Genomic DNA, 12,344 nt, shown 5'->3' with positions numbered 1-12,344 from the left:
TGTTTATCTATTTCTATTTTTTCTGCTCTTCTAGCTTCTTCTGTTCTTCTACTGTCTTCTGCTCTTCTACTTCCTTTTGTTCTTCTGCTTTCTTTTGTTCTTCTAGCTTCTTCTGTTCTTCTGCTTTCTTTTGTTCTTCTAGCTTCTTCTGTTCTTCTGCCTTCTTTTGTTCTTCTAGCTTCTTCTGTTCTTCTGTTTCATTCTGTTCTTCTGCCTTCTTTTGTTCTTCTAGCTTCTTCTGTTCTTCTGTTTCATTCTGTTTCTTAACTGTTTCATCTTTTAATAGTTGTTGTAGAGCTTGAATTTGTTCATCAATAACTTGCAAACTAGCTTCTTTATCAACATAATCACGCTTCTCTTTAATGCTATGAAAACCTTCGTTCACATACAAGGATACTTGATGAATTGATTCACTTTTATTCACTTTTAATTCTTCTTGTATTTGATTATAAGGAGTTTCTATTGCAGTATATACATTTTGTAAAGCTTCCTTCTCAGAAGTAATTTTCTCACGTCCTTGCTGCCATACTACAATTGCCTGTTCTATTTCTTCAATAGAAGTTGCTTTCAATTTCCCCTTCATTGTTCCATACTCATGCTCAATAAACTGTTTATGTTGCTCAGCTTGCTCTTTTAACGTATTAACTGTTTTCGGAAATATAATTGCTGTAGAAAGCGTCGCTTCTACTTTCGTTTCATGAATAAATGCCGCTTCTGTATGCGTCATGACTTGAGATCCTAAATAAAACGTAATAGAGCACACACACGGCAATATAAGCATCTTTTTTAAATTACGCGGTCTTTTCAGCATCTTAATCTCTCCCATCGAACAATGCGTTCTTTATACAGAACATTATCTTTATTATAATAAAGAACTATACAAAATGATAGCCATATGCTAGAAAAATAGAAAAAGGGCTATCCATGTGATAGCCCTTTTTTATTATTATCTTGCTTCACCTTCTGTTTGTTGTGCATCAAACGTCCAAGTTAAATTTAGTTTATCGCCTTGGAATTCATTTTGGTCTTTTTTATTATCAACAAACTCGAATTTCACTGCGAATTTATCAGACTTACCTGCAGAAATACCTTTTTCATCCCAGAACCAAGCAGATAAATCATTATCTACCGCTGTAAGTGTGTCACCCTTCAATTTATCTAGCGTTGTTTCTTTTACAATTGTTTCATGCTTATCTACATTCTTTAAGAATGTTACTTTAATATGTTTACCAAAATCATCTTTATTGTCGCCCTTCGCATCGCTTACTTTGTAATCTGTTTTTAGTAAAACTTTTTTAATGTCTAAAGAGCCTTTATTTTCTAGTTTAAAATCTCTTTTAATTGTATCGCCAGGCTTTAAATTCGATACATCAACAACTGTCGATGGGTTTGCCGCTAAATCAAGTGTACCAGCCGCAAATGTATTGTTTGACACTTCTTTGTCGCTAAAGAATGCAAATGTTCCTCCACCAACTAATGCTGCTCCTAGTACTGCTGATGCGATACCCATTCCTAATTTTTTCTTTAAAGTCATGTCCAAATCCCCCATAATATATATTTGTTAACTTCCTAATAGGAAGATATAACCAAACTAACTATATGGATTGTTCTACTTTTTTATCTTTCTTTTCTCCGTCGATGCTACGAATAGCGCCAAAAATAGAAATCGCGGAATAACCAAGTAAAAAGACTCCTGGAATAATAAGAAGTAATGCTGCTCCCGCTTTTGAACTCGCATAATTCAGTCCATAACCAACGTATGGAACTGTAATATCTGCATACTTTCCGATTACATTCTCTGCAAGTACTGGTGCTAAATCTGGTCCGTTGTTGTTATCCCCTTTTGTTTCATACATTACTTTTCCATTTGTATCTTTCACACCGATAATACGGTGAGTGATAATTTTGTCATTTTTCTCTTTAAACGTAATAACATCGCCTTTTTTATATTTAGAGCCATCTTTAGTTGGCTCTATTGCAATGATTGATCCTGTTAAAAATGTCGGTTCCATCGATCCTGATAACACTGATTTAAATTGATATCCCATCACAGTTGGATCCCCGCCACTCGCTTTTGACGAAACAACTACAAAAGCTAAAAAAACCATCAATGCAAATAAAACAAATGAGATAACGTTGCTAATAATCTTCCAAACTAATTTCATCGTCTCTCTCCCTCTCTGTTGTTTTATATTATTTGAAATATGTAATATCCACTTTAGTTCTTTAACAAGAACACAAGTAAATAATATAACGAACAATACAGAAATGCAATAAGAACATTTACAATTATTAGTTAAATCGTTTTTAAAATACATGCAAAAAAGACCGTGACAAAACCTCATCACAGTCTCTATACTAACAATTTATTTCTCTTCTGATTTCATTCCTTGTTTATTTCGACGCAGCACTACATATAAAATGGCTCCAAATAATACAATCGCACCTATCCCAACACTTATCACTTTCACATTGGATTCCTTTACTTCAGGTGCAACTGTATCTTTTTTAGGCATCGCAAACGTAACATCTTCTTTTGAAAGAACATTTATAGTCGCAATCGTTTGATTATTTTTTATAATATCTACCGCACCAACTACTTCACCGCGATGAATTCCTTTTTGATACAAAGATTCTTTATCCACTGAATTAACCCGAAAAGCCGTTTTTACATTTTTCCCTTCATCTTTCTTTAGCATAAGCTCAGCACTTTTTTCCAATTCAGAATCAACATCTTTATTTAAATACGTTGTCTTTTGATGCCAACTATGTTTATCTAGTACCGTTTGCTTCGTAAATTGCCCAAAAGAATATTCCGCCATCTGCTTCAAATCTTCATAAATTTCAGGTCTTTGAGAAGCCATTACTACATTTATAATGCGATTCCCATCCTTCTCATTTAATAAAACGAGCGTATTGCGCGCTTCATTCGTAAATCCTGTCTTACCACCAATGCTATATGGATTTTCAAAATAAGTAGACTTATTAAAAATAGAAACTGTTTGCGTAGATGTCGTAACCGTCGTTCTTTTCGTATTCATCGCTTGTAAAATTTCAGGATACTTTTGCACACCTCTCGTAATCATGGCCATATCATATGGCGTCGTATAATGATTTGGATCATGCAATCCATTTGGCGTTACAAAATGGCTATCTTTAGCCCCTAATTGCTTCGCCTTTTCATTCATCATATTAGCGAAATTTTCAACACTTCCTCCAATACGCTCCGCAATCGCATACGACACATCATTCGCACTCAGCACCATTAAAATCATAAGTGCAGTATTTCTATTAATAGTCTCACCAGGTTGAAACTCAATTTGATAATTACTCTTCTCTTGATCTAATGCTAATTGTGAAAACGTAAATTGATCCTCTGGCTTCGTATGCTCCATCAGTAAAATCGCCGTTAACACCTTCGTCATACTAGCAGGGAACGCACGATGATGTGCATTTTTGTCGTACAACATATCTCCTGTTTTCGCATCAATCGTAGTCGCAAACTGACTAAAAACATTCGGCCCTTCCGCAGGTGGAGGTGCCACTTGCTCCGGATTTACTCCAACATTCGTCTCAGCATATAACGTCATAGGTGTCAAAAAAAATAAACAAATAACCATAATAAAAACCGAAATTTTCTTAAAATTTACCATATGACTCTCCCTTTTCACTTTACTTTCACATTCTATAAAATAACTCTACCAATCTATATGTAATTTGTATTAAATTGGAAGAATATTCACTATTTTTTACTATATCACACTTTTACGATGAGGAACATAAATATACAATAAAAAATAAGAAGGAATTACTCTTTCTTATCCTTCTCATCAATCAACGAATCTATTAACTTTTGACTAGCTTCCTCAGCTGTAATCTCATCCGTCATACCCATAAACGACCAACCTTTAGAATCGACCCACTCAACGAACTCTTGCAAAAACTCATCATGCGTCACATCCACATCAAGAATCGAACCATCAATCGAAATCGTTCTATTTCTAGACACACGCATCTTGAACGTTTTTCTTACCATTACAATTATTCTCCCTCTACTCCTGAATATTTATAAATATCTTGTACTTCTTTTATACATGATTTCTTGAAAATTGTAAAAAGGATATATTGGCCAATTTGCATATTAAAAATGAAAATCTCTTACTATATAATCCTCACACTACATTCATTTGGTCATAAATTACGGAATACATCCATATAAAAACACAAACCAACTTACATTCTATCACACCAAATACACTTGACTTTAGCACAATAAAATGGGATATATTAGAAAACACTTTAAAATGAGGAGGAACTCCATGGCGCGTTGCACGTATTGTAACACGAAGTGGAAAGTAAAAGATGTATGGTCGCTTCTCATAACATTTGAAAAAGATTGTCCGTATTGTTTCGGACGGCAATATCTATCAAAGAAAACATTGAACGCTATGCCAGAATTTATAAGCTTACCTTTACACTTCTTATTTCCTTTTCTTGTTGATTTAAGTGATGAAGGTCCTTTGGATTGGTATCGAAAATCATAACAATTCAGCATCTCCTACTTATTAAATATAAAAACATACATACTAATATACCTCTGAAATAAACCTATTTTCTATTACACTACCTCTTTAAAAACTTACTATATAAAAACATTGTAAATTTTCAGTTAATTATATATAATTGCTTTAGCATAATGATTAAAGATGTTATTACATATGCATTTTTGAAGATCCCGTAGCTCAGCAGGGAGAGCGCCACCTTGACAGGGTGGAGGTCGTGAGTTCGAACCTCTCCGGGGTCATAAAAAAGAGACACCATATCAACCTACTACGTGATATGGTGTCTCTTTTTTTATGTAAGTAAATCACTTCCCACCAAACATCTTCTCCAAAGACTTCGCATTAGCAAATAACAATTCTTGTAGGTTGTCATCAGCTACGATTTTGTAGTCGCCATCTTTGTTTTTCTTTAAGTTCAATGTAACTTCGCGAGTTGCCATTGCTGCATCTTTATCCGCTAAGTTTTTGATGATAGTTGATGTCATTGTTTTTTCTATTGTTTTTTCGGATTGCTCTTTGTCTTCACTAAAGGCACTAGCGAAAGCCATTGGCATCACTTCTCCCATTGCTTTTGTTACGGCAACGGATAGATCAACAGATGTAACTTTCACTTTCACTTTTGCTTTGTCATCGTTTTTCGATACTTCTTCTAACTTTTCAAATTTAAAGTTTTTCGTAATTGCGCTTAGCATTTCTTTTGCTTCAGCATCATCTGTTTTTTCATTTAGTTTACTAAACTCTTTGTCACTTTCAACAAATGTACGAGCCTTTTCTACATCACCTTTTTGTAACGCTGTTAAAAATTCTTCAGCAGTATCTTTCGGGTTTGCACATCCTGCTAGAACACCAACTGTTAATCCTATTACCATCATTAGCAGCAATAATTTCTTTACCTTTTTCACGTTCATTCTCCTCTTATCTTTTCTAGTAAGTCATCACTATACAATAGTATGAAACTTACATTACAAACATTTTTTAGTATATCATTTATATGATTTGTTTTCTATTCTTTCCCAAAAGACAAAGAGCCTTGTAGTATTTCTACAAGACCTTCTTTATAAAATAAAAACCAGCAACTTTAAGATTGCTGGTTTATCTCTTATTCATATTTGAAAAAACAATAATAATTACTCCAAGTACATAATGTCCTGCTACCATCCATATGCTCCGATCAAAAACCATAAGCGATAACCAAAGTGATATATTAGTAGCCGCAAATAATAGGTATGAAATGATATCTCTTTTTTGTAATGCCTCTCTATTCATCAAAATGTAAATGGCACCGATAGGAGGCAGAATAAAGCAAAGGAAAAAGACAAATATTTTTCTTAACGACCATGGATATGACGTTACTGTCTGCATATGAATCTCCTTTTTATTATAATACTTGTTTTAACATCGGCCTTGCTACTCTATATTCTTCACTATTAGGTTCTTTTACGAGTATGGGGCGCCTTTCATCCTCTTCTTCTAAAATCATTTCAAATACTTCTGTTTTTTCTTGTAATCTGTTGGATTCACTATCTTTAGTAGGCTGTTTGCTCGTTTCAATTTTCTTTGTTACTTCGCCAAGTTTTTGTCCGACTTCTTCTGCTTTGGCAGGTTCATTCGTAATGTAGTATTCCTGGCCCTCCCATACTAATATAGGTGGTACATGTTCTCGTTTGTTACATATTATATAAGTAATACTAGCTATAAGTAGTAGACATGTTAATAAAAAGAAGATAGCTTTTTTGTTCATATACTATTCTCCTTTCTATCATTTTATTGGATTATATAATAGGGAATATAGTTAGTAAATGGTTTTTATGGTGATTTTTAGTATTAATTTCAAATAAAAAAACCTTACTATAAAGTAAGGTTCCGTTTTTAAATTCTATAATGTTTTATTAATTAAAACGATCATTACGATAATCGCTATAAACATAACAACTAAACAGCCGATCATTTTATAAAATCCTCTTTTCGTTAACGTCCCACCTTGAACGTCTTTACGAATAAATAGGAACACCGCTAAAAATAAAACAAGCCCCATGCCAAAAGCGTACATCATTTGCATATGTTAATCTTCCTTTCTCTCTTACATCTTAATATCTTTTCGATAAAACAACAAACGATATAAAGACTGTACTCATCGTAAGTGCCATTAATATGTTCAATAGTTCAACCGCAGATAGTGTAATTACTTTTAAGTTTAAGCCAATCGAGAAAAGAAGATAGTATGCTGTTAGCGCAAAAAAGCTGAAGAACATTCCTTTGTAACGAATGAGTTTCATTCGCTCATCTTTTTCTTTAAATTGCGGGTGTAAGTAACTTAGGCAGAAGCACATGATCATCATTGCAAGTACTGTATACGTTGGAATTGGCGGTGCAGAATGCGTCATTATACCTGCTAATATCATAGTTCCACTCATAATTAAAAAGATAATTCCCATAATTACAAAGTACTTTTGTGAATAATTCATCTCTATTCCTCCTCTTCTTTTCCCTCATAAATAAATACATGTTCTATCGTTGTCTGAAATGCTTTTGCAATTTCAAATGCTAACGGAAGTGATGGATCATATTTCCCTTTTTCAATTGAAATGATGGTTTGTCTGGAAACCCCAAGTTTCTCAGCCAATTTTTCTTGAGATAGTCCAAATTTTTTTCGATATTCGACCATTTTATTTTCCAAGGAAATTTCTCCCTCCTCCCTTATATCGAGTATATATGTAAAGGAAACTTTACGTCAAGGTTCCTTTACATTCAGTGTAATTATTTTTCACTCTATTTATATAGAAGAAATTTTTTCAAATTCAGCACGTCTATTTTGAAATGAAACATGGAACAATGTATATAGCCGTTACTATATCTCCTCCCCGCTTTTGTGAAAATTTAATATCTCCATATTTGTTTTATCCTTTTAAAATATTTCATTCTTCTCCTTATTGGATGATGTGCGCTATTGTTTTTACGTTGTTTTTCGCCATATTTATAGAAACTAACGGTTTATGAAGTATTTTTTATGTATAGCCACTTTTTTTGTAGAAATCCTTCATTTTCCTTTCAATATTTAACACTATCGATATAAAGTTTATGGTAAATTCATAATTTTTTATTTTTTATACTATATTCCGTTGTATTGTTGTATAATATCAATGAAAGCGCTTATTATTTCAATATACATAATTCGAACTAAATTTTATCGAAACATTCCGACAGTTATACTTATATTTAAATGCAACAATTATAGTTATTAATGTAGGCATACCAAATATATCCACACCATTTTTCTGTAAAATTACTTTATAACATGAAAGATTAACTTGGGTGATAAGTAATTGTGAATGTTTTTTTACAAAACAGATAAGTAATAGTGTTTGGTATTATGTAAATTATTGTAATAACATAAGAGTAAAGATAACATTTACATTAATTATTAGTTCATCAATTATTGAAAAAGAGCAAAATGCACCTTTTGTATAGGAAAAGGATTATATGCATTGGGAGGTTTAAACAAATGACGAGGAAGAATACAACGACAAACCCTTGGGCCAAGTTCCATGGTCCGAACCTTGGTTATGTTATTGAACAGTATGATCTTTACGTAACTGGAGCAGGTTCTGTTGATCCGGAATTACAAGAGCTTTTTGAAATTTTTGGAGCTCCTTCGTTTCAAGATGATGTCGTAACAGGGGACAACACAGCAACACATTTTTCTCCTCAAAACACAGGGAACATTGAAAAGATTCTTAAAGTCGTTCAACTTGTTGAACAGATTCGTTCTTTCGGGCATACATTGGCTCACATTAATCCGATGGAAGATGCTGCAAACGGACAATCTCTTATCGAAAAAGCAATGAACGAACTGAGCGATGCTGATTTAAAAGCGATTCCAGCAAAAACAGTATGGCAAGATGCACCAGAGGGTATTCACACTGCACTTGATGTAATTCATAGATTAAAAGACGTTTATACAAAATCTTTAGCTTATGAATTCTCACATATACAAGATAGTGAAGAACGCGCGTGGTTGCATCAAATGGTGGAATCAAATTCATTGCGTCAACCATTATCAAATAAAAAACGAACTGCTCTTTTAAAACGTTTAACTGCTGTTGAAGGTTTCGAGCAATTCTTGCATAAAACATTCGTTGGTCAAAAACGTTTCTCAATAGAGGGCGTTGATATGCTTGTACCTATACTAGATGAAATTGTTTCAGAAGGTGCTAAAGGCGGCGTTGAAGATGTCATGATTGGTATGGCTCACCGTGGTCGTCTAAGCGTACTCGCTCACGTATTAGAAAAGCCATATGGTCACATGTTTGCTGAGTTCAAACATGCAAAAATAGAAGGTGTAAAGACAAATGCTGGCTGGACTGGCGACGTAAAATACCATTTGGGTAGAGAACAAGTCGTTGGTAATGAAGAAGTTAGCACCCGTGTTACATTAGCAAATAATCCGAGTCATCTTGAGTTCGTTAACCCTGTTGTTGAAGGTTTCGCACGCGCAGCTCAAGAGAATCGTAAAAAATCTGGTCTTCCAGAACAAGATACTACAAAATCATTCGTAATTTTAGTTCATGGTGATGCTGCATTCCCTGGTCAAGGTGTTGTGTCTGAAACATTGAACTTAAGTAGATTGAATGCATACCAAACTGGCGGAACTATTCATGTTATCGCAAATAATGCAGTCGGCTTTACGACTGATAGCTATGATTCTCGTTCTACTAAATATTCAAGCGACCTTGCAAAAGGTTTCGATATTCCGATTGTTCACGTGAATGCTGATGATCCGGAAGCTTGTCTTGCTGCTGCAAACCTTGCGATCCAATATCGTACGCTGTTCAAAAAGGACTTCTTAATCGATTTAATCGGTTACCGCCGATATGGTCATAACGAAATGGATGATCCAGCAGTTACGCAACCACAAGTGTACAAAAAAATTAAAAACCACCCAACTGTAAGAGCAATTTATGCAGATCAATTACAATCTGCTGGCGTTCTGAATGCAGATGAGGTTGAAACAATTGCTCAGTTTATACAAGAGGAATTAAAGGCTGAATACGCACAAGTGCCACCAGCTGATACGAGTGCTGCAACAATTCACGTTAAAGTTCCAGAAGTTGTTGCAAAAGGAATTCAACCGATTGACACTGGTGTTTCAATTGACTCACTTCGTGCAATTAATGAAGGACTATTATCTTGGCCTGAAGGCTTTAACGTATATCCAAAAGTGAAGAAAATTCTTGAGCGCCGTAAAGATGCTCTTGAAGAAAACGGTAAAATTGAATGGGCACTTGCTGAATCGTTAGCATTCGCTTCTATTTTACAAGAAGGTACGCCAATTCGTTTAACTGGTCAAGATTCACAGCGTGGTACATTTGCTCATCGTCATATCGTATTACACGATACTGATACAAACGAAACATATTCACCATTACATCGCTTACCGAACATTAACGCATCATTCTCTGTTCATAACAGTCCGTTATCAGAAGCTGCTGTTGTTGGTTACGAATATGGTTACAACGTATTCGCTCCAGAAACTCTTGTGATGTGGGAAGCGCAATATGGTGACTTCTCAAATACTGCGCAAGCATTATTTGATCAATATGTTTCAGCAGGAAGAGCGAAATGGGGTCAAAAATCAGGTCTAGTTCTTCTATTACCACACGGTTATGAAGGTCAAGGACCGGAGCATTCTAGTGCACGTCCAGAACGTTTCTTACAATTAGCTGCGGAGAACAACTGGACAGTTGCAAACTTAACGAGCGCGGCACAATACTTCCATATCTTGCGCCGTCAAGCATCTATCTTAGGAACAGAGGCTGTTCGACCATTAGTAATTATGACGCCGAAAAGCTTATTACGTCACCCACTTACACTTTCTACAGGTAGTGAGTTAAGTGAAGGACGTTTCCAACCTGCTTTAGAACAAGGAAACCTTGGTACAAAACCAAACAAAGTAAAACGCCTTGTTTTAAGTACAGGTAAAATGGCAATTGACTTAGCAGCAGAAATCGAAAGTGGTAAGCATGAGTACAACTTAGATGAAGTTCATATGGTTCGTATCGAGCAGTTGTACCCATTCCCTGCTGAAAAAGTTCAATCTATTATTAAACGCTTTAAAAACTTAGAAGAAATCATTTGGGTTCAAGAAGAACCTCGTAATATGGGCGCTTGGCATTACATGGCTCCAATTCTGTTTGAACTAGCTGGGGATAAAGTGAAAACAGGTTACATTGGACGCCCGGATCGTTCTAGCCCATCTGGTGGCGATCCATTCGCTCACAAAGCTGAGCAAGAATTAATCGTTGCACACGCTTTAGATGTGAAGTACAACTTCCGTCAAGATAAACAAGAAATTGAAGTTTTTAGCAACTAAAAGTAACAATGAGTTTTTCAGGCTCAGCTGTGGCAGATAGTCTGCCACAGCCGGGCTAACAAATGGAGATTACCGAAGATTAAAGAAGACAAAACACACCGTTAGGCAAATAAGGGGAGGACATTTAAAATGATCGAAATTAAAGTACCTGAGCTTGCAGAATCTATTTCAGAAGGAACTATCTCACAATGGCTTATCAACGTAGGCGACAAAGTTGAGAAAGGTGGCAGCGTTGTTGAGCTTGAGACTGACAAAGTCAATGTAGAAATCATTGCAGAAGATTCAGGTATTGTATCGAAGTTACTAGGCGAACCTGGAGATACAGTTGAAGTTGGCGCTACTATCGCAATTTTAGATGCAAACGGCGCAGCAGTTGCAGTAAGCACACCTGCTCCGGCTAATGAGCAACCAAAACAAGAAACTACTGAAGCACCGAAAGCAGCAGCTCCAAGTGCTGAACAAAATAAAGCGTTGCAAGGTTTACCAAATACAAATCGTCCTATCGCATCACCAGCTGCTCGCAAAATGGCTCGTGAATTAGGAATCGACTTAAACGACGTACGTAGTACAGATCTACTTGGACGTGTGAGACCACATGATGTACAAGCTCACGCTGCAGCTCCAAAAGAAGCACCAGCTGCTCCAAAACAAAGTCCGGCTCCAGTTGCAAAAACTGAATTCGAAAAACCAGTTGAGCGTGTGAAAATGTCCCGCCGCCGTCAAACAATTGCAAAACGTCTTGTAGAAGTTCAACAAACATCTGCAATGTTAACTACATTTAACGAAGTTGATATGAGTGCAATCATGGAATTACGTAAAGAACGCAAAGATGCTTTCGAGAAAAAACATGATGTACGTCTTGGCTTTATGTCATTCTTCACAAAAGCAGTTGTTGCAGCATTAAAACAATTCCCATTATTAAATGCTGAAATTCAAGGCGACGAGCTTATCATTAAAAAATTCTATGATATCGGTATTGCAGTAGCAGCTCCAGATGGATTAGTTGTTCCAGTTGTACGCGATGCTAACCAATTGAACTTCGCTGAAATTGAAAGCGAGATTCGTAATTTAGGTCTGAAAGCACGCGATAATAAACTTTCATTAAAAGAGCTACAAGGTGGTACATTTACGATTACAAATGGTGGCGTGTTCGGTTCTCTAATGTCTACACCAATCCTAAATAGCCCACAAGTAGGTATTCTAGGAATGCATAAAATCCAAGTACGTCCAGTTGCGATCGATAACGAGCGTATGGAAAACCGTCCGATGATGTACCTTGCACTATCTTACGATCACCGTATTGTTGATGGTAAAGAAGCAGTTAGCTTCCTTGTTGCTGTTAAAGATATGCTTGAAGATCCAAAATCATTATTATTAGAAGGTTAATAGATTATTAATCTATTAACGGCTGT

At 35.5% G+C, this 12,344-nt stretch carries 14 protein-coding genes and 1 tRNA gene; 4 read left to right on the top strand and 11 right to left on the bottom strand.

The window, feature by feature from the left end; translation table 11 throughout:
* Positions 1–13: 13 nt before the first annotated feature.
* The 5 genes from MHI07_RS06260 to MHI07_RS06240 form a co-directional block, all read right to left on the bottom strand.
* The gene (locus MHI07_RS06260) at positions 14–826 is read right to left on the bottom strand and encodes a DUF4047 domain-containing protein (protein ID WP_445661746.1); all 813 of its coding nucleotides are present in this window, start codon (positions 824–826) and stop codon (positions 14–16) included.
* 120 nt (positions 827–946) lie between these two features.
* Positions 947–1,534 (bottom strand): CalY family protein, encoded by a 588-nt coding sequence (locus tag MHI07_RS06255; protein WP_002201286.1) that lies wholly within the window; start codon positions 1,532–1,534, stop codon positions 947–949.
* A 61-nt stretch (positions 1,535–1,595) separates the two neighbouring features.
* Positions 1,596–2,165: a signal peptidase I SipW gene (sipW, locus tag MHI07_RS06250; RefSeq protein WP_340822585.1), complete on the bottom strand. Its 570-nt coding sequence runs from the start codon at positions 2,163–2,165 to the stop codon at positions 1,596–1,598.
* Positions 2,166–2,366: 201 nt separating this feature from the next.
* Complete coding sequence (locus MHI07_RS06245) at positions 2,367–3,653, bottom strand: D-alanyl-D-alanine carboxypeptidase family protein (protein ID WP_340822583.1); 1,287 nt, start codon at positions 3,651–3,653, stop codon at positions 2,367–2,369.
* A gap of 155 nt (positions 3,654–3,808) precedes the next feature.
* Entirely contained in the window at positions 3,809–4,036 is a 228-nt protein-coding gene (locus tag MHI07_RS06240; RefSeq protein WP_340822581.1) for a hypothetical protein, read from the bottom strand.
* Between the two features lie 283 nt (positions 4,037–4,319).
* On the opposite strand from MHI07_RS06240, the gene MHI07_RS06235 reads away from it, so the two are divergent.
* The gene (locus MHI07_RS06235; RefSeq protein ID WP_340822579.1) at positions 4,320–4,544 is read left to right on the top strand and encodes a hypothetical protein; all 225 of its coding nucleotides are present in this window, start codon (positions 4,320–4,322) and stop codon (positions 4,542–4,544) included.
* 187 nt (positions 4,545–4,731) lie between these two features.
* Positions 4,732–4,804, top strand: a tRNA-Val gene (locus tag MHI07_RS06230).
* A 63-nt stretch (positions 4,805–4,867) separates the two neighbouring features.
* Here the strand turns inward: MHI07_RS06230 and MHI07_RS06225 are convergent.
* The 6 genes from MHI07_RS06225 to MHI07_RS06200 form a co-directional block, all read right to left on the bottom strand.
* Entirely contained in the window at positions 4,868–5,464 is a 597-nt protein-coding gene (locus MHI07_RS06225; protein ID WP_340822577.1) for a hypothetical protein, read from the bottom strand.
* 190 nt (positions 5,465–5,654) lie between these two features.
* Complete coding sequence (locus tag MHI07_RS06220) at positions 5,655–5,924, bottom strand: hypothetical protein (RefSeq protein WP_078173285.1); 270 nt, start codon at positions 5,922–5,924, stop codon at positions 5,655–5,657.
* Positions 5,925–5,940: 16 nt separating this feature from the next.
* Entirely contained in the window at positions 5,941–6,303 is a 363-nt protein-coding gene (locus MHI07_RS06215; protein ID WP_215580978.1) for a hypothetical protein, read from the bottom strand.
* A gap of 135 nt (positions 6,304–6,438) precedes the next feature.
* Complete coding sequence (locus MHI07_RS06210) at positions 6,439–6,621, bottom strand: DUF3976 domain-containing protein (RefSeq protein WP_002011459.1); 183 nt, start codon at positions 6,619–6,621, stop codon at positions 6,439–6,441.
* A 28-nt stretch (positions 6,622–6,649) separates the two neighbouring features.
* Positions 6,650–7,027, bottom strand: a complete 378-nt coding sequence (locus MHI07_RS06205; RefSeq protein ID WP_002117153.1) for a hypothetical protein — start codon at positions 7,025–7,027, stop codon at positions 6,650–6,652.
* A 2-nt stretch (positions 7,028–7,029) separates the two neighbouring features.
* Positions 7,030–7,239, bottom strand: coding sequence for a helix-turn-helix transcriptional regulator (locus MHI07_RS06200; RefSeq protein WP_002158820.1), 210 nt, complete (start codon positions 7,237–7,239; stop codon positions 7,030–7,032).
* Positions 7,240–8,064: 825 nt separating this feature from the next.
* On the opposite strand from MHI07_RS06200, the gene odhA reads away from it, so the two are divergent.
* On the top strand, positions 8,065–10,932 hold the full coding sequence (gene odhA / locus MHI07_RS06195) for a 2-oxoglutarate dehydrogenase E1 component (RefSeq protein WP_340822572.1): 2,868 nt from the start codon (positions 8,065–8,067) through the stop codon (positions 10,930–10,932).
* A 129-nt stretch (positions 10,933–11,061) separates the two neighbouring features.
* Complete coding sequence (gene odhB, locus MHI07_RS06190; protein ID WP_002201328.1) at positions 11,062–12,318, top strand: 2-oxoglutarate dehydrogenase complex dihydrolipoyllysine-residue succinyltransferase; 1,257 nt, start codon at positions 11,062–11,064, stop codon at positions 12,316–12,318.
* Positions 12,319–12,344 lie beyond the last annotated feature (26 nt).

Origin of the sequence: Bacillus sp. FSL H8-0545, assembly GCF_038006105.1 — a bacterium.
GTDB classification, from domain to species: Bacteria; Bacillota; Bacilli; order Bacillales; family Bacillaceae_G; genus Bacillus_A; species Bacillus_A cereus_U.
This window is presented reverse-complemented; position numbering and strand designations above follow the sequence as displayed.